Raw genomic sequence first — 22,240 nt, 5'->3', positions numbered from 1 at the left:
AAAAGTAAATTCACGCCCGCTCATCGCTGATCATCGGCAGGCCAATAGGCACCTTGCCCCCGAAGCGGCTATCTTGGCGCTTGTGAGTCAGCGCAGGCCAAAGGCACGTGTCACGATCATCCGCAGCGTGGCTCCAACCGCTGTCGCTGTATCGAAAACTGGATCGTCTGATCGATAACCGAAATAATGCCTGTTCGTACCGTCATGAACGGAATCGGCCCTACAGCCACGTCATTAAAGCCGCTCGTACAAAGAAAACGTTAGCCGGCGTTGGGAGATAGTTTTGCCTACTGCACCCGTGGATCCAGCAAGCGAAGATCGCCTGTTTCACGTGCTCGACGCCGGCGAGCGACTGGCGGCGGCAACCTCGGTGGATGAAGTCGTCGCAGTGCTTCGCGACACTGCCCGTGCCGCGGTAGGGGCTCAGGGCATATCGGTTGTCCTGGAGCAGGAAGGGCGCTGTTTTTATGCGGCGGAAGAGGCTGTCTCCCCGCTTTGGCAGGGGCAGAAGTTTGCCGCCGAGCAGTGCATCTCGGGATGGGCGATGCGGCACAGGGAAACGGTCACCGTCAGTGACGTTCGACTGGACCCGCGCATCCCCCAGGATGCCTACACCCCGACGTTCGTCCGTAGCCTCATCATGGTCCCCATCGGCCGGCCCGTTGCGGTGGCGGCGCTAGGCGCCTACTGGTCGGAGGTGCGCACCCATGATCAGAATACGATCAAGCGGCTGCAGAGCCTGGCCAGTCTGGCCACGATTTCGATTGAAAACGCGCGACTGACCGAGGCGCGTCATCGTGCGTCTGCTCTGGGGGACGCGCAGAACCGAATTTTGAAATTGTCTGTTGAAGACACGCCCCTCGATGTCGCCCTGGATGCGATTGTCCGGGAAGTCGAAGCGTTGTCCGCTTCACGGTTTCTGGGCAGCATCCTGCTTTTGAACAGTGAGCACCAAGGGCTGCGCCATGCAGGCCCCAGTCTGCCTGACGCATTCAACGATGCCGTCAAAAACATGATGACGGACATAGCCGGAGGCTTTGGCGCTACAGCCCTGCGCGACGGAGCCAAGGCACTGCCTGACGCGCCCGACGGCCTTCTCTGGCCCGAGTTGGAGCAGCTCGCCATGCGTCATGGCCTGCATGCCTGCTCGTCTTTCCCGATCCTGTCGGCACAAGGCGTTGTGCTCGGCATCTTCGTCCTGTACCACCCTGAGCTGCACGAGCCTGTATCGATAGACGTCCAGATCCTGGAGTTTGTTGTGCAGACCGTTGGACTCATCCTGCACCGTGCCAGGGCAGAGGCCAAAATTCGGGTCAGTGAAGCGCGCTACCGACAGATCGTCGAGGGCGCCGAAGACTTCGCGATTATTACCTTCGACGCACGAGGGGCCGTCACCAGTTGGAGTGCCGGGGCACAGCGCATAATCGGTTACGGCGCAGAGGAAATGCTTGGGCGCAGGGGCGATTTCTTTTACACAGAGGGCGATCAGGTCGAGCGGGTGTTTTACCTTGAGCTCGAAATTGCCCGTCAGCAGAGTCGGGCGGTCAACGAACGCTGGCACATTCGCAAGGATGGCTCGCGATTCTGGGGGTCGGGGCTGATGATGCCGCTGGCGCTGGATCACGGCGGTTTTGTGAAAATTTTCCGTGACCGCACGGCCGAGCACCAGGCAGAGGCGGCGCTTGAAGAAAGCGCGTCACGGCTGCGCTTTTTCGATGAGCTGGACGCTCGCCTGTTCAACACCCGGCATGCCGAAGACGCGATGGTCGCCGCGACCGGATTACTCGGGCGAATGCTTGACGTGTCGCGGTGCGCCTACGCCGATGTCGACAGCGACCATGACCGGTTCTGGATTCGCAGTGACTACAGCGCTCCCGGTGTCGAGACCTCTGTAGGGGCGCACAGCCTCGATGTGTTCGGACCGCGGGCCGCCGCCGATATGCGCGCCGGTCGTACGCTGATCATCCGCGACGTCGAGGCAGAACTTACGCCCACTGAAGGTCTGGAGACATTTCAAGCAATCGGCATCAACGCGATCATTTGCTGCCCGCTCGTCAAAGATGGTTACCTGACCGCCATGATGGCCGTTCACCAGAACTCGCCCAGGGACTGGTCGCATTCGGAAATCTCACTGGTAAGAGAAGTCGCCGAGCGCTGCTGGGCACACGTTGAACGAGTCGGCGCCGAAATGCGGCTGCGCCAGAGCGAGGAGCGGTTGCGGCTTGCCGTCGAACACGCCGATGTCGGCTTTTGGGACGTCGATATGGTGCACGACACCTTGATCTGGCCAGCCCAGACCAAAGCGATGTTCGGCATCTCCAGCGACGTGCCGGTCACGTTGCGCGATTTTTATGAAGGGCTGCATCCAGAGGACAGGGAGGCAACCATCGAAGCGTTCTCGGCGGCCGTCGACCCCGAACGCCGGGCGCTATACGAAGTCGACTACCGCACCATCGGCCGCGAAGACGGCATCGTTCGCTGGGTCGCGGCCAAGGGCAGGGCGGTATTCGATCCGGCCGGACGCTGTCTGCGCTTCACGGGCACTGCGGTCGATGTCACGCCGCGCAAGGTTGCCGAGGAGCAATTGCGCGAGCTCAATGCCACGCTTGAGATGAGGGTGGCCGAAGCCATCGCCGAACGGGAAGTCGTCCAGCAGGCCTTGCGTCAAAGCCAGAAGATGGAAGCGATGGGGCAGCTCACCGGCGGGGTGGCGCACGACTTCAACAACTTGCTGACCCCGATCGTTGGCACCCTGGACATGCTTCAGCGCAGGTCTGTGGGTGGCGAGCGGGAACAAAGGCTGATCTCGGGCGCCTTGCAGTCGGCTGATCGAGCGAAGACATTGGTGCAACGGCTGCTGGCCTTCGCCCGGCGTCAGCCGCTTCAGCTGGTTCCGGTTGATGTGGCGAAGCTGGTCAGCGGGATGGGCGAGCTTATCGCCAGCACGACCGGGCCGCAGATCAAGGTCATCGTCGATGCGCCGCAAGCTTTGCCGGCTGCAATGGCAGACGCCAACCAGCTCGAAATGGCGGTCCTTAATCTTTCTGTAAACGCGCGCGATGCCATGGTCAACGGCGGAACAATACGGATATCCGCCAGTGAAGAGCGGGTTGACAGCGGCCACCGCTCGAACCTCCCGCCAGGCGAATATATCTGTCTTTCGGTGGCCGACACCGGAGAAGGCATGGACCCGGCCACACTTGCCCGGGCGGTGGAACCGTTTTTTTCGACCAAGGGAGTCGGCAAGGGTACCGGGCTTGGCCTTTCGATGGTTCATGGGCTTGCCAGCCAGCTGAACGGCGCGCTCACGATCCAGAGCTCCCCCGGACTGGGCACCCACGTGGAGCTCTGGCTCCCGCGCAGCATCACTCCTCAGGTTGCAGTGCTGCCCTCGGGCGAAACCATGGACCGCCAGTCTGTGCAAGGCATCGTGTTGCTGGTCGACGATGAAGAGCTTGTCCGCGCGACGACGTCGTACATGCTGGCCGACCTGGGGTACCACGTCATTGAGGCCGCCTCAGGCGAGGAAGCGTTAAGCCTGGTAGAGGCCGGGCAAACGCTTGATGTGCTGGTCACGGATCACCTGATGCCTGGCATCACCGGCACCGAACTCGCCCGGCTGGTCAAAAGCATGCGACCTGGCATTGGTATCCTGCTGATATCCGGCTACGCCGAGCGCGAAGGGCTTGACCCGGACATACCACGGCTGAACAAGCCGTTTCGAAAGGATGAGCTTGCGGCAAGTCTTTCCCGGAACGGGGGGTGATGACCGGACGGTTGAAGCCCGGTGTCACATGCGCAGTTGCAGAGGCCGTCCCCCGGCCGCTTATACCTTTCAGCGATAACGACCTCACTTTGCGTGATATGGGCTGGCGACGATTGCCGGTATGATAGGCGACCCCCGCACGTCTGGATCGCGAACACGCCATGACCCTGCAGTATCAAACCATCGCCGATTGCGTCGGCAACACTCCGCTGGTGCGTCTGCAACGCATGGCCGGGAACACCAGCAACACGTTGCTGCTCAAGCTCGAAGGCAATAACCCGGCCGGCTCCGTCAAAGACCGCCCGGCGCTGTCGATGATCACCCGCGCCGAGTTGCGCGGTCAGATTCATCCCGGCGACACCCTGATCGAAGCCACCTCCGGCAATACCGGCATCGCCCTGGCCATGGCCGCAGCGATCAAGGGTTACCGCATGATTCTGATCATGCCGGACAACTCCAGTGCCGAGCGCAAGGCGGCCATGACCGCTTACGGCGCCGAACTGATTCTGGTCAGCAAGGAGGAGGGCATGGAAGGCGCCCGTGATCTGGCCGAGCGCATGCAGTCCGAAGGCCGCGGCAAGGTGCTGGACCAGTTCGCCAACGGCGATAATCCCCAGGCTCACTACGTCGGCACCGGCCCCGAAATTTGGCAGCAGACCGGTGGCACCGTGACCCACTTCGTCAGTTCCATGGGCACCACGGGGACCATCATGGGCACCTCGCGCTTCCTCAAGGAACAGAACCCGAACATCCAGATCGTTGGCCTCCAGCCCATGGACGGCGCATCGATTCCCGGCATTCGTCGCTGGCCGACGGAGTACCTGCCGAGCATTTATCAGGCTGAACGCGTCGACCGCATCATGGACATGGGCCAGGCCGAAGCCGAGGACGTCATGCGTCGTCTGGCGCGCGAAGAGGGCATCTTCTGTGGCGTGTCATCGGGCGGCTCCGTGGCGGGCATGCTGCGCCTGTCCCGGGAAGTCGAAAACGCGGTCATGGTCGCGATCATCTGTGACCGTGGCGACCGTTACCTGTCGACCGGCGTTTACGATGCGCCCAACTGATGGCCAAGCGTGATGCAGGCCTGCGTTTCCAGCCCAGTGGCGGCACCCGGACCGCGCAGGTTCCGACCGGCAAAAAACAACGCCTGAGTATCGAGCGGCTGGCCAACGACGGTCGCGGCATCGCATTCGTCGAAGGTCGTACCTGGTTTGTCATGGGCAGCCTCGCCGGGGAAGAGGTCGAAGCCCGCGTGCTCGGCGCTCACGGCAAGGTCGTTGAAGCGCGAACCGAGCGAGTGTTTCAGGCGAGCCCCTTGCGGCGGCCGCCGGCGTGCCCGCATTTCGGCCGCTGTGGTGGGTGCAGCACTCAACAGATGCCCCATGCCGAACAGCTTGCCCTGAAACAGAGCATGCTGGCTGAGCAGTTAAGTCGCATCGCCGGGGTCGAGCCGCAAGAGTGGGCTGCGCCTTTGACCGGCGAAGAATATGCCTACCGCCGGCGCGCCCGAGTGGCTGTTCGCTGGGACGTGCGGGCCAAACGCCTGGACGTCGGCTTTCGTGCGGCTGCGAGTCAGGACATCATCGCCATCGAGCAGTGCCCGGTGCTGGTACAGGCCTTGCAACCGATCATGACAGCCTTGGCGCCGATGCTTCGACGGTTGAGCAAACCTCAGGCCTTGGGGCACGTCGAGCTGTTCAGCGGCTCGGCCAATGCGGTGCTGCTGCGCCACACCGCGCCGCTGCCCGAAACCGATGTGGCGATCCTCAAGGCATTTTGCGACCAACATGCCGCGCAGCTCTGGTTGCACGGCGAAGGTGATCCGCAGCCCGTCGACCCGTCGGCGCAGCTGGGCTACCGCCTGGAACCCTGGAATCTGTCTCTGGCGTACCGCCCCGGTGACTTCGTGCAGGTCAACGCGCAGGTCAATACCGCGATGATCCAGCAGGCCCTGGCCTGGCTTGCGCCGCGTGCGGAGGAACGAGTGCTGGACTTGTTCTGCGGGCTTGGTAACTTCGCTCTACCCCTGGCGCAAATGACGCGTGAAGTGGTGGCAGTGGAGGGCGTCGATGCCATGGTGCAGCGCGCCACGGCCAACGCGGTCCATAACGGTTTGGGCAATGTGCAGTTTTATCAGGCCGATCTGTCGCAGCCACTGGACAAGGCGGCCTGGGTGGCGGATGGTTTTGCCGCAGTGCTGCTGGATCCGCCTCGTGACGGGGCGTTTGACGTAGTGGGTAAACTCAAATCGCTGGGCGCCGAACGCGTCCTTTATGTGTCGTGCAACCCGGCCACGCTGGCGCGCGACACCGCTGAACTGATCAGGCAGGGCTACCGATTGAAACGTGCCGGAATCCTCGATATGTTCCCGCAAACAGCGCATGTCGAGGCAATGGCGTTATTTGAAGCGAGTAAGTGAGGCGGCGACTCAGGACATGACGTCGCCTTACACGGAGTCTCGTTTAATCCGACTGGCCCGCGCGTCGACCGCCTTGCATGGCCCGCAAGGCGCACGCGCTCAAGAAGGCCGGCGACTGATGGCGCATTTCATCGCGCCGTAGGGAAGGTAAGCAACATGGTACAGGTGAGAGCACACCAGCCGATCAACACCGACGGCAGTATCAACCTCGACGCGTGGCTTGATCACGTGGTCAGCGTCGACCTCGCTGTAGACCGACAGGCCCTCAAGGAGGCCTGTGAATTTGCCCGGGTTGCCGAGCAACAGGACAACGCCGCCAAGAACCTCTGGGCGGAAGGCACGTCGAGTTTCCAGACGGGCCTGGAAATCGCTGAAATCCTGGCCGACCTCAAGCTCGATCAGGACTCGCTCATCGCCGCGGTGATTTACCGCGGCGTGCGCGAAGGCAAAATCTCGCTGCCCGACGTCAACCAGCGCTTCGGGCCGACCGTGTCCAAACTTATCGACGGCGTGCTGCGCATGGCGGCAATCAGCGCCAGTCTCAGCCCGCGTCAGTCTCTGGTACTGGGCACTCAGGCGCAGGTCGAGAACCTGCGCAAAATGCTCGTGGCGATGGTCGATGACGTGCGCGTCGCATTGATCAAGCTGGCCGAGCGGACCTGCGCCATCCGCGCGGTGAAAAACACCGACGATGAAAAACGCAACCGGGTTGCCCGGGAAGTCTTCGATATCTATGCGCCGCTGGCCCACCGGCTGGGCATCGGTCACGTCAAATGGGAGCTGGAGGATCTGTCCTTCCGTTACCTCGAGCCCGAGCAGTACAAGCAGATTGCCAAGCTGCTGCACGAGCGCCGACTTGACCGCGAGCGCTTCATCACCGACGTGATGTCGCAGCTTGAGGACGAATTGCTGGCTACCGGCGTCAAGGCCGACATCAGCGGCCGGGCCAAGCACATTTACTCGATCTGGCGAAAAATGCAGCGCAAAGGCCTGGAGTTCAGCCAGATCTACGATGTGCGCGCCGTTCGCGTGCTGGTCCCGGAAATGCGCGACTGCTACACCGCGCTCGGCATCGTGCACACCTTGTGGCGGCACATCCCCAAAGAATTCGACGACTACATCGCCAACCCCAAGGAAAACGGCTATCGCTCGCTGCATACGGCCGTGATCGGTCCGGAAGGCAAGGTGCTGGAGGTGCAGATTCGCACCCACGCCATGCACGAAGAGGCCGAGCTGGGTGTCTGCGCACACTGGAAATACAAGGGCACCGACGTCAAATCCGGTTCCAACCACTACGAAGAAAAAATCTCGTGGCTGCGTCAGGTGCTGGAGTGGCATGAAGAATTGGGCGACATCGGCGGTCTGGCCGAACAGCTGCGCGTCGACATCGAACCCGACCGCGTTTACGTGTTTACCCCCGACGGTCACGCCATCGACCTGCCCAAGGGCGCGACGCCGCTGGACTTCGCCTATCGCGTGCACACCGAGATCGGCCACAACTGCCGTGGCGCCAAGATCAACGGGCGTATCGTGCCGCTCAACTACAGCCTGCAGACCGGCGAGCAGGTCGAGATCATCACCAGTAAACACGGCACGCCGAGTCGCGACTGGCTGAACTCCAACCTGGGCTACATCACGACGTCCCGCGCCCGGGCGAAGATCGTGCACTGGTTCAAGTTGCAGGCGCGCGACCAGAACGTTGCCGCCGGCAAGGTGCTGCTGGAACGCGAACTGGCGCGTCTGGCGCTGCCGCAGGTGGATTTCGACAAGTTGGCCGAAAAGGCCAACATGAAGATCGCCGAGGACATGTTCGCTGCTCTCGGTGCCGGTGATCTGCGCATTGCGCAACTGGTCAATCTGGCCCAGCAACTGGTCGAGCCGGAGCGCGGCAACGAGCAGCTGGAGCTGATTCCGCGCAAGGCCACGGGCTACAAGCCGGGCAAGCGCGGCGACATTCAGATCCAGGGCGTCGGCAACCTGATGACGCAGATGGCCGGCTGCTGCCAGCCGCTGCCGGGCGATGCCATCGTCGGCTACATCACTCAGGGGCGCGGCGTGAGCATTCACCGTCAGGACTGCGCCTCGGTGCTGCAACTGGGCGGGCGCGAGCCGGAGCGGATCATTCAGGTCAGCTGGGGCCCGGTACCGGTGCTCACCTATCCGGTGGATATCATCATCCGCGCCTATGACCGCTCGGGTTTGTTGCGTGATGTCTCGCAGATACTGCTCAACGAGCGGATTAACGTGCTGGCGGTCAACACGCGTTCAAACAAGGAAGACAACACCGCGCTGATGTCGCTGACCATCGAGATTCCGGGTCTGGACGCACTGGGCCGGTTGCTGGGACGCATCTCGCAACTGCCGAACATCATCGAGACGCGGCGCAACAGAACGCCGTGACCTTGTAGGAGCGCGCTTGCCCGCGAACACGTTGTGTCTGCGACGAATAAGTCGATGACACACTGCAATCGCGGGCAAGCGCGCTCCTACATGTACGGTGTTCAACGGGATGACTATGTATAGCCTTCAAGACCTCATCAATCTCATGGCCCGTCTGCGTGATCCGCAATACGGTTGCCCGTGGGACGTAAAGCAGAATTACGCGACCATCGTGCCGCACACCCTCGAAGAGGCCTATGAAGTGGCCGACGCCATCGAGCGGGGTGACTTCAACGACCTGCGCGGTGAACTCGGCGATCTGCTGTTTCAGGTGGTGTACTACTGCCAGTTGGCGCGTGAAGAAGGGCGCTTCGAGTTTGACGCCGTGGTCGACGGGATTACCCGCAAGCTGATTCGCCGCCACCCTCACGTGTTTCCGACCGGCGATCTCTATGCGCCTCTGGAGACGCCGCGCCTCAGCGAAGACCAGGTCAAGCAGCGCTGGGAGCAAATCAAGGCCGAGGAACGCGCGGAAAAGTCCGCCGCGCCCGAACAATTGTCGCTGCTCGACGACGTGCCGGCCGTGTTGCCGGCGCTGTCACGGGCAGCGAAGTTGCAGAAGCGTGCGGCTCAGGTCGGTTTTGACTGGCCGGACGCCTTGCCGGTGGTGGATAACGTGCGCGAGGAACTGGACGAAGTTCTCGAAGCCATGGCCGACAACGACGGCGCGGCTATCTCGGAAGAGGTCGGGGATTTGCTGTTTGCCGCCGTGAATCTGGCTCGCCACCTCAAGGTTGATCCGGAAAATGCCCTGCGCGCCGCCAACGCGAAATTCGAGCGGCGCTTCAGATTTATCGAACAGGCCTTGCGCGACACCCGGCGCCCCATCGAAGATTGCAGCCTCGAAGAGATGGATGCGCTCTGGGGCGAAGCCAAGCGTCAGGAAAAGATCACGCCCAACTGCGGTTGAGTGGACTATTTAGAGAGAGAAGACAGATGGCGGGTATTTCCCTTCGTGACCAGTTGCTGAAAGCCGGCCTGGTCAATGAAAAACAGGCCAAGCAGGCGACCAAGAGCAAGCAGAAGGAACAGCGCCTGGTGCACAAGGGCCAGGCGGTCGCTGACGATACCCACCAGCGTGCGGCGCAGGAAGCAATGGCCGAAAAGGCCAAGCGTGACCAGGAGCTCAATCGCCAGCAGCAGGAGAAGATCGAGCAAAAGGCCCGTGCCGCGCAGGTCAAACAGCTGATCGAGGCGACGCGTCTGCCGAAGCTGACCACCGAGGATTACTACAACTTCGTGGACGACAAGAAGGTCAAGCGCCTTTCGGTCAATGCTTTGATGCGCAGCAAGCTCAGCAACGGCTCATTGGCGATCGTGCACCACGGCGGCACTTATGAAGTGATCCCCCGCGAAGCTGCGCTCAAGGTGCAGGAACGCGACCCGCGCCGCATCGTCATGCTCAGCGCTCCGACAGAAGAGCCGGATGGCGACGATCCGTACGCTGCGTACAAGATCCCGGACGATCTGATGTGGTAATCACCCTCGTTTCTGTGGGCCCGGCTCGCGGACCACTACGATGTGACCGGCACGACACCGTCCTGTAGGAGCCGGCTTGCTGGCGAACCGGTTGTGCCAGCCGCCGCCGATGGTGACTGACCCGCCGCGTTCGCCAGCAAGCCGGCTCCTACAGACGATTTTGAGCGGGCTTACATATGGGTGATTGGCGACAACACCGTTTGCACAAACAACAAAACCCGCCGAGGCGGGTTTTGTTTTGCTGCGATTCCGAAATTACGAATGACTGGCCTGCTGCTTCGCTTCTAGCTCGGCAAGCTCTGCTGCGTAACGCTGTGCGTCCGATTCATAGTGAAACATCCCTACCAACTGGTCTTGTTGGCGCACATCCCAGATCTGAATGCCATCTGCGATCGTTTCGTGAGAGATGTGGGCGTCGTCGCGTTCAGTAACAGTTACGGTCATAGTGCAAACTCCTGACTTTTGAATATCTGCGGCAGGACGTCGCAGGCCTTCTTTATAGGTTTGCCTCGCCCTCCGAGTAAACGCGCGCATCCGGCAACAGTTATTTACCGAATCGGTAACAGTGCGCTAAATGCTTGTAATTGAAGGGCCTGCGGCGTTTCGTCACACTCGGTTGAAGGGCGTGAAGAATCTTTCATGTTGGAGAGGTATTGCTATGGATCGCATTGTAGAAGCCCGCTTACCCGCGATCTGGCGCGAGGTGGCAGCAAACGATGCACGCCATGCATCAGGCGAACCGAGTCGCCAGGTTTCACGACTGCTGCGCGGCCGATCGCGGGCAAGCGCGCCCCTACAAGGTGCGGGGTATGGCGGGACCTTCAATAAAAAACCCCGCCATCAAGGCGGGGTTTTTGCGATCAGCGTCAGCGTTAATCAGCTGCCTTTGACCGACTTACCGTTCACCGTGCCGTCTTGCAGCATGATGTTGTACTCCTTGCCGTCGGTCTCTACCTGTTGCAGGCGGACCAGCAGGTAGTCGTAGTCCTTGGCAAACCACATCACGGTGATGCGCTTGTTCTGGGTCGGGTCACGCACGCGCTCGACCTTGATGGCGTCGACCGAGCCTACTTTGGTCTCGACCTTCTCGGTGCCCAGCACACGGAAGTCGTAGGTGTCGACCTCGTCGCCGTCCACCACCTGATAGGACATGCTCTTCTTGCCCGCAGCCACGTCATGCTGCAGGGCGAGCTGGTAGGTGGACTTGTCGAGGACGCCGGCATTCAGCGGGATTTTCACCGCATCACCACGGTCGGAACCGGTGATGAACTTGGTCGGCCAGTCAAACACCAGATCGACCGTCTTGCTCTTGCCCAGGCCGCCGCGTTCAAAATGGTAGGTCTGTGGCAGGAGCTGATCCTTGTCGACTTTGATGGTGCTGACCTCAGTCAGGCTGGCAATCATCATCGAGGCCTTGAAACTCAGGGTCCAGGTGCCGTTGGCGTTCTTCTCCAGGCTGCGGCTGGCGCTGCCACCGCTCATGGGCAGCTGCTTCCAGTCAGCGGTGTAGCTGGCCGAGAAAGGTTGAAGGTCGGCCGCGTTGACGGCGGGAAGTGCAAACAGGGCGAAAGCGAAGAGCAAAGCGCGACGCATAGATTCTCCTAATATCGGATCAAGTGGCCGCTGGGCCCTAGGGGCTCGCCGTCCAGTGAGGCGCCGTGTTCGTCGAGGGTCAATCGCCCTTCAGCGAACCAGCGAATGGCCAGGGGGTAAATCAGGTGCTCCCGGGCGTGAACCTTCTGTGCCAGCGTGGCGGGCGTGTCGTGCAACTCTACAGAAACAACTGCCTGTACGACCAGAGGCCCCCCATCGAGTTCCTCGGTGACAAAGTGCACGCTGCAGCCGTGCTCGGCACCGCCGGCATCCAGCACGCGCTGGTGCGTGTGCAGGCCCTTGTACAGCGGCAGCAGGGAAGGGTGGATGTTCAGCAGACGCCCATGATAGTGGCGGACAAAGCCGGGCGTGAGGATACGCATGAACCCGGCCAGTACCACCAGTGCGGGCTGAAACGCATCAATGGCCTGGATCAGCGCAGCATCGAAGGCCTCGCGGCCCTCGTAAGCGGTGTGATCGAGAACGTGGGTGGCGATGCCCGCGCGGGCTGCACGTTCAAGGCCGAAGGCATCGGCGCGGTTGGAAATCACCGCGCAGATGCGGGCCGGGCTTGCCCGTTCGTGCAGGCTGTCAATCATGGCCTGCAGATTACCGCCGGTGCCGGACAACAGCACCACCACATCACAGCGTTGGGGCATGTCAGGCATTAATGGGCCTTGACGTTCTTCAGCTCTACTTGCGCAGCGCCTTCGGCGGCAGTGCCGATCTGGCCGATCACCCACGGCTGCTCGCCGGCTTCACGCAGGGCGTTCAGCGAGACGTCGACGTGTTCCTGGGCCACACAGATAACCATGCCAACGCCGCAGTTCAGAACGCGGTGCATTTCGTGCTCGTCGACGTTGCCCTGTTCCTGCAGCCACTCGAAAACCGCCGGACGGGTCCAGCTGGCCACGTCGACGATGGCTTGCGCGCCTTCAGGCAGCACGCGCGGGATGTTGTCCAGCAGGCCACCGCCGGTGATGTGCGCCATGGCCTTCACCGCGCCGGTGTCTTTGATCAGCTTGAGCAGTTGCTTGACGTAGATGCGGGTCGGCGCCATCAGCAGGTCGGTCAACGGCTTGCCGTCGAGCTGGATGGTTTCGATGTCGGCACCCGACACTTCGATGATCTTGCGGATCAGCGAGTAGCCGTTCGAATGCGGACCGGAGGAGGGCAGGGCGATCAGCGCGTCGCCGGCAGCGACCTTGGAGCCGTCGATGATCTCGGCTTTTTCAACCACACCGACACAGAAACCGGCCAGGTCGTAGTCTTCGCCTTCGTACATGCCGGGCATTTCAGCGGTTTCGCCACCGACCAGCGAGCAGCCGGCCAGCTCACAGCCCGCACCAATGCCGGTGACGACCTGTGCTGCGGTGTCGACGTTCAGTTTGCCGGTCGCGTAGTAATCAAGGAAGAACAGCGGCTCGGCGCCGCACACCACCAGATCGTTGACGCACATGGCGACGAGGTCGATGCCGATGGTGTCGTGCTTGTTGAGGTTCAGCGCCAGACGCAGCTTGGTGCCGACACCGTCGGTGCCGCTTACCAGAACAGGCTGCTTGTAGCCGGCCGGGATCTCGCACAGAGCGCCGAAGCCCCCCAGCCCGCCCATCACTTCCGGGCGCTTGGTGCGCTTGGCGACGCTCTTGATGCGTTCGACCAGCGCTTCACCGGCGTCGATGTCTACACCGGCGTCTTTGTAGCTCAGGGAGGGTTGCTTGCTCATGATCCAGGCCTTTAGGGGGGATTCGGGGTAACGACCGACTGGCAACGACGCGGGGCCGTGTCATCGCCGGTCTGCGAAGGCGCGCGATTTTATCAGGGTTGGGCGCAAGCGGCCATCCTTGGGCCGACCGGCTGGGCCGCGATGAATAAAAAATAACGGGGTTTGGCCCTCGGATCCGTTCGTCGCCGCAACGATCCGGTGTAACGTTGGCGCCTGAGTGAGCGATTCGGGCGCATCTGCGGTCAGAGTCGGGTCACTGATGTTCATGCAGCTATTCATAGCGCTGCCTTTTTACCCAGCGGGAATCTTTCATGCGTCCACCTTCATTCATGCGCCTAAAAAACTGCCTGTTCGTGGGTTGTCTCTCATTAATGAGTTTGCCGGCGGTCGCCGAGACAGTGAACAACCTTTATCAAGTGCGCGAACCGGTCAGCGGTCAGACTCCGGACGAGAAAACCCGCGCCACCCAAGCCGCGTTGGAAACCTTGGTCATCCGCCTGACCGGCGACCCCAAGGCTGTCCAAAACGGCGGGCTTGCCGAGGTGCGCAAGGACCCTCAGCAAATCATCAGTCAGTACGGGTATGACGCCGGCCCGCCCGAAAGCCTGCAGGTCGATTTCGACCCGGCGAGTACCGAGCGTGTCATGCGTCAGGCAGGTTTGCCGCTGTGGGGCACCAACCGTCCGGTAATCATGGCCTGGTGGCTGAACGACGCAACCGACGGCGCCAATCTTGTGGGCGACGGCCAGGCTTCGGCCGAACCGCTGCGTCGCGCTGCTCAGCACCGCGGTTTGCCATTGCGTTTGCCATTGGCCGATCTCGGCGAGCAGGGCATCGGCAACGCCAAAACCCTGGACGGTAATAATGTAGGTCCGCTCAAAGAGGCTTCCGAACGTTACGGCTCGGACGCGATTCTGGCCGTTCACGCCCAGGAAAACGGTGGCCAGTGGCAGGGCAAATGGCACCTGTGGCTGGGCGACAAGATGGAGCAGGGCAGCGCCAGCGGTGCAAGCTCGGCAGATCTGGCAGACGCGGTGTTGCTGGCGGTAAGTCAGCGTCTGGCGCCACGTTTCGTGGTCAAGCCGGGCGCATCGACCGGCATGGTTTTGGACGTCCAGGGCATGAACCTTGAACGTTACGCGCAACTGCTGCGCCTGCTGGAACCGTTCGGTGGTCGTCTGAAATCAGCGGAGGGTGATCGCATCGCCTTCGACGTCAGCGGCAGCCCCGATCAACTGCGTTCCCAACTGGCCCTGGCGAAATTGCAGGAAGTGCCAGCCAGTGAAATCGCCAGCGCGCCGATCAACACGGTGGCTGGTGCGGCCGACGGCGCGCCGGTACCCGCACAACCGCCTGCTGTTTCACCGACAGCGTTGCACTTCCGCTGGTGAACAGGTTCATAACGACGTTGCACGAAGCACATCATCCCGGGGATAGAGGCAGTAATGACTGATACGCGTCGTTGGTTCTGGTTAGGCGGAGTTGTTCTTGTCTGCCTGTTCGTCTGGTTACTGCATTCGATTCTTACGCCGTTTCTCGTGGCGCTGCTGCTGGCGTACATGGGCGATCCGCTGGCGGACCGGCTGGAGAAGCTGAAACTGTCACGGTCGATGAGCGTGGTGACGGTGTTTGTGCTGTTCACCCTGATCTTCATGGGCCTGTTGCTGGTGTTGGTGCCCATGCTGGCCAAGCAGCTTTACCGCCTGTATGAGTTGGCGCCGCAGATTCTCGACTGGCTGCAGCACACTGCGTTGCCCTGGACACAGGCCAAACTGGGTCTGGCGGACGGTTTCTGGAAGTTCGACAAGGTCAAGGCGGCGATCTCGGAGCACATGGGGCAGACCGGCGACATTGTCGGCATCGTGCTGGCCCAGGCCACTACCTCGACGCTGGCGCTGATCGGCTGGCTGACCAATCTGGTGCTGATCCCGGTGGTCTGCTTTTACCTGCTGCGTGACTGGGATGTGATGACGGCGAAGGTACGCAGCCTGTTGCCCCGTCACCGCGAGAAGAAGATCGTTGCGCTGGCAGATGAGTGTCACGAAGTATTGGGTGCGTTCATCCGCGGCCAACTGTTGGTGATGGTCGCTCTGGGCGTGATTTACGCTGCCGGGCTGATGCTGGTCGGGCTGGAGCTGGGACTGTTGATCGGCGTCATCGCCGGGCTGGCGGCCATCGTGCCGTATATGGGGTTTGTGATTGGTATCGGTTCAGCGATTCTGGCGGGTTTCTTCCAGTTTGGCGGTGATCTTTACCCGATGTTGGGCATCGTTGCGGTGTTCATGGTCGGTCAAGCGCTGGAAGGCATGGTGTTGACGCCCTTGCTGGTAGGCGATCGCATCGGCCTGCACCCGGTTGCGGTGATCTTCGCAATTCTGGCTGGCGGTGAGTTGTTCGGTTTCACCGGCATCCTGCTGGCGCTGCCAGTGGCGGCGGTGATCATGGTATTGGTGCGCCATGTTCATGATCTGTACAAGGACTCCGACATTTACGGTGGACTGGACGACCCGGATCTCTGATCCGCGCCTGGGCAGGCGCAGCTCCCCGCTGCGCCTGATGTTGTAGGCCCCGGCTTGCTGGCGAACCGGGTGGGCCCGTCACATGTGTGGTATCTGGTCCGCCGCATTCGCCAGCAAGCCGGCTCCTACAGAGGTGCATCGATCAATGATTCGCCTCATGCCCCGACGCCGTGCCATGCGCCAACAAATGATTCGCGTCATGCCCCGATCCGTAGGAGCCGGCTTGCTGGCGAACCTGGTGGGCCCGTCACATGTGTGGTGTCTGGCCCGCCGCATTCGCCAGCAAGCCGGCTCCTACAGAGGTGAGTCGATCAACGATTCGCCTCATGCCCAATTCCGGTGGCGTGCGTCAACATGATTCGCGTCACGCCCGACGCCGTGCCATGCGTCAACACATGATCCGTGTCAGCCCACCGACCCGTGGCCATGCGCCAATACATGATTCGCGTCATGCCCCGACGCCGTGCCATGGGCCAACACATGATCCGGGTCAGCCCACCGACCCGTGGCCATGCGCCAACACATGATTCGCGTCATGCCCCAACGCCGTGCCATGGGCCAACATATGATTCGCTCACGCCCCGATCCGTAGGAGCCGGCTTGCTGGCGAACCGGGTGGCCCCGTCACCTTTGTGGTGTCTGGCCCACCGCATTCGCCAGCAAGGCGGTTCGTTGATGGTGCGTCACGTCAACTCGCGATCCGCGCTTCCAGACTGATGTCTTCACGGGCGTTGTTTGCGTGTAATACCCAGCGCCGCCAAGGACATACGCAAGCCTTTGATTTTGCTGGCGGTCTGCCGCATTGTGCGTGCAGCCCTGCGGGTATAGACTTTGCGCACTTTTCACAGAGGCCCTTTGGCGGTTCGTCTCGAACCGTTCAGCCAGCATGAAACCAGTTCAGCTGCCCCTGAGTGTGCGTCTGCGGGATGACGCCACCTTCATCAATTACTATCCAGGCGCCAATGCCGCTGCACTCGGCTACGTCGAGCGGCTGTGCGAAGCCGAGGCCGGCTGGACAGAAAGCCTGATCTACCTGTGGGGCAAGAACGGGGTAGGGCGCACCCACTTGTTGCAGGCCGCCTGCCTGCGCTTCGAACAAATGGGCGAGCCGGCTGTTTACCTGCCGATGGCTGAACTCCTCGATCAAGGGGTCGGCCTGTTCGATCATCTGGAACAGTACGAACTGGTCTGCCTGGACGACCTGCAGGCGGTGGTCGGCAAGCCGGAATGGGAAGAAGCGTTGTTTCACCTGTTCAATCGGCTGCGCGACAGCGGTAGACGTCTGCTGATCGCGGCGTCATGTTCGCCCCGGGAGCTGCCGGTCAAACTGGCCGACCTCAAATCCCGGCTGACCATGGCGCTGGTGTTCCAGATGCGCCTGTTGTCCGACGAAGAAAAGCTCCGCGCCTTGCAATTGCGCGCCTCGCGCCGGGGGCTGCACCTCACCGACGAAGTTGGCCATTTCATCCTGACCCGCGGCAAGCGCAGCATGAGCGCGTTGTTCGATCTGCTTGAACAACTGGATCAAGCGTCGTTGCAGGCCCAGCGCAAGCTGACCATTCCTTTTCTGAAAGAAACCCTCGGTTGGTGAGTGCATCCGTCGACCCGGCACTGGTCCGGCAAACCGCGGCGGCGTTGCGCCACGCGACGCGCATTCTCATCATCACCGGCGCCGGCCTCTCGGCGGATTCGGGTTTACCGACTTACCGCGGCGTAGGCGGCTTGTATAACGGCCAGACGGATGACGGACTGCCCATCGAGATGGCGTTGTCCGGCCCCATGCTGCGCCGCGATCCCGCCCTTTGCTGGAAGTACATCGCACAATTGGGCAGCGCTTGCCTGGGAGGACGTCCCAATGCGGCGCACTATGCCATCGCCGAATTGCAACGACGCAAGCCGGAGTGCTGGGTGTTGACGCAGAACGTGGACGGCTACCACCGTGCGGCGGGCAGTCCGTCCGAACGCTTGATCGAGATACATGGACAGCTCGCGCCGCTGTACTGTCAATCTTGTGGCGCCGAGGATCCGCTGTTGAGTGAGCATCTCGCTCGACCCCTCCCACCGCTGTGCGCCTGCTGTAATGGCGTTTTGCGGCCACCGGTGGTGTTATTTGGGGAGATGTTGCCGGAGTTGGCACTGAACGTGCTTCAGGAGGAGATGGCGAAAGGCTTTGACGCTGTTCTCAGCATCGGAACCACTGCCAGCTTCCCCTACATCCATGAGCCTATGTTGCGTGCTCGTGTCGCGGGAGGCTTTGCTGCCGAAATCAATCCCTCGCCGACCGATCATTCCGCGCACATGGATGCGTTTCTGAGGTGTAAAGCCTTAGAAGTGATGGACGACATCGTAAGTCACATTTGTTTCGATTGAATTTGCAAATGATGACGATAGAGGGCATAGTCTCGGCTTCTTTACACCTCAGCCACGGTCGTGCCCATGCTATACCGCTTCGCACCCCTCGTGCCTCTCGCACTCGTAACGCTGCTGTTCGGCTGCGCGGCCCAGATGCCAGCGTCGCAACAGCAGTCGCAGAGCCCGCAATTCCGGGACGCTGCCACCGCTCAATCCGCCAGCAAGCGTGCTGATTACGCATCCGCCCTGCTGGATGACGAAGTCGCCACCGAAGACGAACTCGCTCAATTCGCTGACAACAAGCCTTACCGTTTGCCGGTTCTGGCTGACAGCATCCTTGAACGTGGCAAATCCTTGATAGGCACGCGCTATCGCTTCGGCGGTACGTCGACCACTTCAGGCTTCGACTGCAGCGGCTTCATTGGTTATCTCTTCCGTGAAGAGGCCGGCATGAGCCTGCCACGTTCTTCGCGCGAAATGATCAACATCGATGCACCCCTGATCAAGCGCAATGACCTCAAGCCTGGCGATCTCTTGTTCTTCAGCACTGCCGGCCGCGGCCGCGTCAGCCACGCAGGCATCTATCTGGGCGATGACCAGTTCATCCATTCCAGCAGCCGTCGCAGTGGCGGCGTTCGTGTTGACAGCCTTGACGACGCCTACTGGTCCCGTACCTTCATCGAAGCCAAACGCGCACTGGCCATGGCACCTTCAACGGTCCCTGAAACCACTACCGCGATGACCTCGACTACAATCAAGCGCCAACACCGTTAATCCCGGGCGCGCAAAGGGGCTAAACCCTGCTTGCGCGCGATTCCGGCTACCGGCAAAGTAAGCTGCATCCCGCACAGGTTGTCGTGTTTATGTCGTTAACGGTTCGCCTGACTGTTGCTCTCCTGGCCATGCTGCTGGCCGCATGTTCCAGCACGCCACCGCCCGCGCCACGCAAGGTCGTCTACCGGCCTGTCGTCTCCGCTCCTCCGCAATTTCCCTCACCGCTCGCTGACGACGTGCTGCTGCGCGCCATCGGGCTGGTGGGCACCCCGTATCGCTGGGGTGGAAATACGCCAGATTCGGGCTTCGACTGCAGCGGCCTGATCGGCTATGTCTACCACGATGCTGCCGGTATCAACTTGCCGCGATCCACGCGGGAAATGATCACGCTGCGTGGGCCCGATATCGACCGTAGCCAGCTGCAGACCGGCGATCTGGTGTTCTTCGCCACGGGTGGAGGCTCGAACGTCAGCCACGCCGGCATCTATGTCGGCGAGGGGCGTTTCGTCCACGCCCCGGCCACCGGCGGTACGGTCAAGCTCGACAGCCTCGACAAGCCTTATTGGCAGAAAGCCTGGCTGAACGCCAAACGCGTCATCCAGCCATCAAACCTCGCTAAGCAATGATCTCTCCTGACGCAGCGTGTTCAAAGGCCGTTGGCCAGCGAACACTCCACCGGTGGCTCCTGCAGATTGCGTTTTGACAATGGCCAGGCTCGATCGGATCTGCGCCGCATCAGTGCGCCATGTGCGATCCCTCGATTGACGCTCCCCAGTCAACCCTCTAACCTTCGCCGCATGTTTCAGGTGCCCGGGACTCATGGGTCCGCAGGGTGAAACAGGGAAGCCGGTGCGACCGCATGTTGCGATCAATCCCGGCGCTGCCTCCGCAACGGTAAATGAGTCAAGGCCACGCACGATGCCACTGTGTTCATTGAGCATGGGAAGGCGCCTGGCCCGCCGCTTCGGCGGCAACTCATGAGTCCGGAGACCGGCCTGATCCATCGAACAGCATCACGGAGGGCGATGCTCTGCTGCAGGCCGGCCGTGTCCGGTGCCTGCTGTCAGTCTTTGCCTGTGCCCTCCGTTTGCCACACTTGCCCTCAAGCGGAGAGCTGAGATGAGCGAATCCCCCGAACGAGACGAACGCCACCTGGCGCGCATGCTGCGCAAAAAGGCGGTGATGGACGAGCGCATATCCAGCGCACCCAACGAATGTGGGTTGCTGCTGGTGCTGACCGGTAATGGCAAGGGCAAGAGCAGTTCTGCCTTCGGCATGCTCGCCCGCGCCATGGGGCATGGCATGCAATGCGGCGTCGTGCAGTTCATCAAAGGCCGCAACAGCACCGGCGAAGAGCTGTTCTTCCGCCGCTTCCCCGAGCAAGTGCGCTATCACGTCATGGGCGAAGGCTTTACCTGGGAAACCCAGGATCGGCAGCGTGACATTGCCGCAGCCGAATCTGCCTGGGCCGTGACCCGGGAAATGCTCAACGACGCTTCTCTGGGCCTGGTGGTTCTGGACGAGCTGAACATTGCCCTCAAGCACGGCTATCTTGACCTGGAGCAGGTGCTGAGCGACCTGCAGGCGCGTCCGCCGATGCAGCACGTCATCGTCACCGGTCGCGGTGCAAAACAAGAGCTGATTGATCTTTCCGACACTGTGTCCGAGATCGGCGTGGTCAAGCACGCTTTTCAAGCGGGCATCAAGGCGCAAAAAGGCATCGAGCTGTGAGTGATCGCCAACCCCGGCATTGCCCGGCCGTGTTGATCGCCGCGCCCGCATCAGGCCAAGGCAAAACCACCGTCACTGCGGCACTGGCCCGCTTGCACCGCAATCAGGGGCGAAAGGTGCGGGTGTTCAAATGCGGCCCCGACTTTCTCGATCCGATGATTCTTGAGCGCGCCAGCGGCCACCCGGTTTACCAGCTGGACATGTGGATGGTCGGCGAAGCCGAAAGCCGCCGCTTGTTGTGGGAAGCCGCCGCCGAAGCGGACCTGATTCTCATCGAAGGCGTCATGGGTCTGTTCGACGGCACGCCTTCGAGCGCGGACCTGGCCCGGCGCTTCGGCGTGCCCGTGCTGGGGGTCATCGATGGCACGGCCATGGCGCAAACCTTTGGCGCTCTGGCGCTGGGTCTGGCGCGTTATCAGCCGGACCTGCCGTTCGCGGGTGTGCTGGCCAACCGCGTCGGTACGGTGCGCCACGCGCAGTTGCTGGAAGGCAGTTTGACCGAGGGCCTGCGCTGGTACGGTGCGCTGTCCCGCGAGACCGGCATCGAACTGCCCAGCCGTCACCTCGGGCTGGTTCAGGCCAGCGAACTGAACGATCTGGACGCGCGCCTGGATGCCGCTGCCGCAGCGCTGGGCAGCACCTGCGATGCCACGCTGCCGCCGCCAGTGACCTTTACCGCGCCGGAGCATGTTCCTGCCGAACCTTTACTCGCCGGTGTACGCATTGCGATCGCCCACGATGAAGCCTTCGCCTTCTTCTACGGCGCGAGCCTGGACCTGTTGCGGGAAATGGGCGCCGAGTTGCTGTTCTTTTCGCCGATCCGCGACCGCGAGTTGCCCGACGCAGATGGCCTGTATCTGCCAGGCGGTTACCCGGAACTGCACCACACGGCCCTCGCTGAAAATCATGGGATGCGTGCCGCCATTCGCGCCCATCATGCGGCCGGCAAACCGCTCCTCGCGGAATGCGGGGGCATGTTGTACCTGCTCGACGCCTTGACCGATGTTGAGGGTCAGCGTGCTGAAGGGGTTGGCTTGCTCAAGGGCGAAGCGGTGATGCAAAAACGGCTGGCGGCGCTGGCGCTGCAATCGGTCGAGCTGCCGGAAGGCACGCTGCGCGGCCACACGTATCACCATTCCCTGACCAGCACCGAACTCACGCCTATCGCCCGTGGCCTCAGCCCCAACGGCGGGCGTGGCGCTGAGGCGGTGTACCGCGAGGGGCGCATGACTGCTTCCTACGTGCATTTCTACTTCCCCTCAAATCCTCAGGCGGTGGCGGCGCTGTTTTTGCCATGAACATGCCTGATCTCGGTCTTCTGTCGCTGCCTCCTTGTGGGAGCGAGCTTGCTCGCGAAGGCTGTCTGTCTGACGTATTTGCCTGTCTGACCCAGCGCTTTCGCGAGCAAGCTCACTCCCACAATGGCTGCATCGACGGTGATT

18 protein-coding genes and 1 riboswitch are annotated in these 22,240 nt (G+C 61.7%); of the genes, 14 read left to right on the top strand and 4 right to left on the bottom strand.

Features of this window, described 5'->3' with window-relative positions; translation table 11 throughout:
- The first annotated feature begins 283 nt into the window (after nucleotides 1-283).
- The 6 genes from LT42_RS25675 to LT42_RS09940 all read left to right on the top strand — a co-directional run bounded on the left by LT42_RS25675 (nucleotide 284) and on the right by LT42_RS09940 (nucleotide 10,103).
- Nucleotides 284-3,766 carry a PAS domain S-box protein gene (locus LT42_RS25675; RefSeq protein WP_152597617.1) on the top strand — a complete coding sequence of 1,161 codons (3,483 nt, stop codon included), beginning with the start codon at nucleotides 284-286 and terminating at the stop codon, nucleotides 3,764-3,766.
- Nucleotides 3,767-3,927: 161 nt separating this feature from the next.
- Nucleotides 3,928-4,830 (top strand): cysteine synthase CysM, encoded by a 903-nt coding sequence (gene cysM / locus LT42_RS09960; protein ID WP_037012003.1) that lies wholly within the window; start codon nucleotides 3,928-3,930, stop codon nucleotides 4,828-4,830.
- Nucleotides 4,830-6,185, top strand: a complete 1,356-nt coding sequence (rlmD, locus tag LT42_RS09955; RefSeq protein ID WP_037012000.1) for a 23S rRNA (uracil(1939)-C(5))-methyltransferase RlmD — start codon at nucleotides 4,830-4,832, stop codon at nucleotides 6,183-6,185. Before cysM ends, rlmD begins: the two co-directional genes overlap by 1 nt.
- 156 nt (nucleotides 6,186-6,341) lie before the next feature.
- Entirely contained in the window at nucleotides 6,342-8,585 is a 2,244-nt protein-coding gene (relA, locus tag LT42_RS09950) for a GTP diphosphokinase (RefSeq protein ID WP_037011997.1), read from the top strand.
- A 115-nt stretch (nucleotides 8,586-8,700) separates the two neighbouring features.
- Nucleotides 8,701-9,534, top strand: coding sequence for a nucleoside triphosphate pyrophosphohydrolase (mazG, locus tag LT42_RS09945; RefSeq protein WP_037011994.1), 834 nt, complete (start codon nucleotides 8,701-8,703; stop codon nucleotides 9,532-9,534).
- A gap of 26 nt (nucleotides 9,535-9,560) precedes the next feature.
- Nucleotides 9,561-10,103 carry a DUF2058 domain-containing protein gene (locus LT42_RS09940; RefSeq protein ID WP_037011991.1) on the top strand — a complete coding sequence of 181 codons (543 nt, stop codon included), beginning with the start codon at nucleotides 9,561-9,563 and terminating at the stop codon, nucleotides 10,101-10,103.
- A 255-nt stretch (nucleotides 10,104-10,358) separates the two neighbouring features.
- On the opposite strand, the gene LT42_RS09935 is transcribed toward LT42_RS09940, so the two are convergent.
- The 4 genes from LT42_RS09935 to purM all read right to left on the bottom strand — a co-directional run bounded on the left by LT42_RS09935 (nucleotide 10,359) and on the right by purM (nucleotide 13,422).
- Nucleotides 10,359-10,547, bottom strand: a complete 189-nt coding sequence (locus LT42_RS09935; RefSeq protein WP_037011988.1) for a hypothetical protein — start codon at nucleotides 10,545-10,547, stop codon at nucleotides 10,359-10,361.
- Nucleotides 10,548-10,979: 432 nt separating this feature from the next.
- Nucleotides 10,980-11,696 (bottom strand): DUF3108 domain-containing protein, encoded by a 717-nt coding sequence (locus LT42_RS09930; RefSeq protein WP_037011985.1) that lies wholly within the window; start codon nucleotides 11,694-11,696, stop codon nucleotides 10,980-10,982.
- An 8-nt stretch (nucleotides 11,697-11,704) separates the two neighbouring features.
- Nucleotides 11,705-12,355 (bottom strand): phosphoribosylglycinamide formyltransferase, encoded by a 651-nt coding sequence (gene purN / locus LT42_RS09925; protein ID WP_037013203.1) that lies wholly within the window; start codon nucleotides 12,353-12,355, stop codon nucleotides 11,705-11,707.
- An 8-nt stretch (nucleotides 12,356-12,363) separates the two neighbouring features.
- A complete protein-coding gene (gene purM, locus LT42_RS09920; protein ID WP_037011983.1) occupies nucleotides 12,364-13,422 on the bottom strand; it encodes a phosphoribosylformylglycinamidine cyclo-ligase in 1,059 nt (352 codons plus the stop codon).
- A gap of 329 nt (nucleotides 13,423-13,751) precedes the next feature.
- Here purM and LT42_RS09915 point away from each other — a divergent pair, with 329 nt between their 5' ends.
- From LT42_RS09915 to LT42_RS09880, 8 genes are all read left to right on the top strand, one after another.
- Nucleotides 13,752-14,813 (top strand): DUF2066 domain-containing protein, encoded by a 1,062-nt coding sequence (locus tag LT42_RS09915; protein WP_037013201.1) that lies wholly within the window; start codon nucleotides 13,752-13,754, stop codon nucleotides 14,811-14,813.
- 54 nt (nucleotides 14,814-14,867) lie between these two features.
- Entirely contained in the window at nucleotides 14,868-15,941 is a 1,074-nt protein-coding gene (locus LT42_RS09910; protein ID WP_037011981.1) for an AI-2E family transporter, read from the top strand.
- Nucleotides 15,942-16,827: 886 nt separating this feature from the next.
- Nucleotides 16,828-17,532 carry a DnaA regulatory inactivator Hda gene (gene hda, locus LT42_RS09905; protein ID WP_037011979.1) on the top strand — a complete coding sequence of 235 codons (705 nt, stop codon included), beginning with the start codon at nucleotides 16,828-16,830 and terminating at the stop codon, nucleotides 17,530-17,532.
- Nucleotides 17,529-18,311 carry an NAD-dependent deacylase gene (locus tag LT42_RS09900; protein ID WP_037013198.1) on the top strand — a complete coding sequence of 261 codons (783 nt, stop codon included), beginning with the start codon at nucleotides 17,529-17,531 and terminating at the stop codon, nucleotides 18,309-18,311. The genes hda and LT42_RS09900 overlap by 4 nt, the downstream gene beginning before the upstream one ends.
- 66 nt (nucleotides 18,312-18,377) lie before the next feature.
- Nucleotides 18,378-19,067 (top strand): C40 family peptidase, encoded by a 690-nt coding sequence (locus LT42_RS09895; protein ID WP_037011977.1) that lies wholly within the window; start codon nucleotides 18,378-18,380, stop codon nucleotides 19,065-19,067.
- 89 nt (nucleotides 19,068-19,156) lie between these two features.
- A complete protein-coding gene (locus tag LT42_RS09890) occupies nucleotides 19,157-19,693 on the top strand; it encodes a C40 family peptidase (protein WP_037011975.1) in 537 nt (178 codons plus the stop codon).
- A gap of 161 nt (nucleotides 19,694-19,854) precedes the next feature.
- Nucleotides 19,855-20,080: riboswitch (cobalamin riboswitch) on the top strand.
- Nucleotides 20,081-20,186: 106 nt separating this feature from the next.
- Nucleotides 20,187-20,798, top strand: coding sequence for a cob(I)yrinic acid a,c-diamide adenosyltransferase (gene cobO / locus LT42_RS09885; protein WP_037011974.1), 612 nt, complete (start codon nucleotides 20,187-20,189; stop codon nucleotides 20,796-20,798).
- Nucleotides 20,795-22,096 (top strand): cobyrinic acid a,c-diamide synthase CobB, encoded by a 1,302-nt coding sequence (locus tag LT42_RS09880; RefSeq protein WP_037013196.1) that lies wholly within the window; start codon nucleotides 20,795-20,797, stop codon nucleotides 22,094-22,096. Before cobO ends, LT42_RS09880 begins: the two co-directional genes overlap by 4 nt.
- Nucleotides 22,097-22,240 lie beyond the last annotated feature (144 nt).

The organism is Pseudomonas lutea, from assembly GCF_000759445.1.
Lineage (GTDB): Bacteria > Pseudomonadota > Gammaproteobacteria > Pseudomonadales > Pseudomonadaceae > Aquipseudomonas > Aquipseudomonas lutea.
This window is presented reverse-complemented; position numbering and strand designations above follow the sequence as displayed.

Excerpts from the sequence above, each read along its gene's own strand:
- cysM (WP_037012003.1), top strand. The coding sequence starts at position 3,928 with ATGACCCTGCAGTATCAAACCATCGCCGATTGCGTCGGCAACACTCCG.
- rlmD (WP_037012000.1), top strand. The coding sequence starts at position 4,830 with ATGGCCAAGCGTGATGCAGGCCTGCGTTTCCAGCCCAGTGGCGGCACC.
- relA (WP_037011997.1), top strand. The coding sequence starts at position 6,342 with ATGGTACAGGTGAGAGCACACCAGCCGATCAACACCGACGGCAGTATC.
- mazG (WP_037011994.1), top strand. The coding sequence starts at position 8,701 with ATGTATAGCCTTCAAGACCTCATCAATCTCATGGCCCGTCTGCGTGAT.
- LT42_RS09940 (WP_037011991.1), top strand. The coding sequence starts at position 9,561 with ATGGCGGGTATTTCCCTTCGTGACCAGTTGCTGAAAGCCGGCCTGGTC.
- LT42_RS09935 (WP_037011988.1), bottom strand. The coding sequence starts at position 10,547 with ATGACCGTAACTGTTACTGAACGCGACGACGCCCACATCTCTCACGAA.
- LT42_RS09930 (WP_037011985.1), bottom strand. The coding sequence starts at position 11,696 with ATGCGTCGCGCTTTGCTCTTCGCTTTCGCCCTGTTTGCACTTCCCGCC.
- purN (WP_037013203.1), bottom strand. The coding sequence starts at position 12,355 with ATGCCCCAACGCTGTGATGTGGTGGTGCTGTTGTCCGGCACCGGCGGT.
- purM (WP_037011983.1), bottom strand. The coding sequence starts at position 13,422 with ATGAGCAAGCAACCCTCCCTGAGCTACAAAGACGCCGGTGTAGACATC.
- LT42_RS09915 (WP_037013201.1), top strand. The coding sequence starts at position 13,752 with ATGCGCCTAAAAAACTGCCTGTTCGTGGGTTGTCTCTCATTAATGAGT.
- LT42_RS09910 (WP_037011981.1), top strand. The coding sequence starts at position 14,868 with ATGACTGATACGCGTCGTTGGTTCTGGTTAGGCGGAGTTGTTCTTGTC.
- hda (WP_037011979.1), top strand. The coding sequence starts at position 16,828 with ATGAAACCAGTTCAGCTGCCCCTGAGTGTGCGTCTGCGGGATGACGCC.
- LT42_RS09895 (WP_037011977.1), top strand. The coding sequence starts at position 18,378 with ATGCTATACCGCTTCGCACCCCTCGTGCCTCTCGCACTCGTAACGCTG.
- LT42_RS09890 (WP_037011975.1), top strand. The coding sequence starts at position 19,157 with ATGTCGTTAACGGTTCGCCTGACTGTTGCTCTCCTGGCCATGCTGCTG.
- cobO (WP_037011974.1), top strand. The coding sequence starts at position 20,187 with ATGAGCGAATCCCCCGAACGAGACGAACGCCACCTGGCGCGCATGCTG.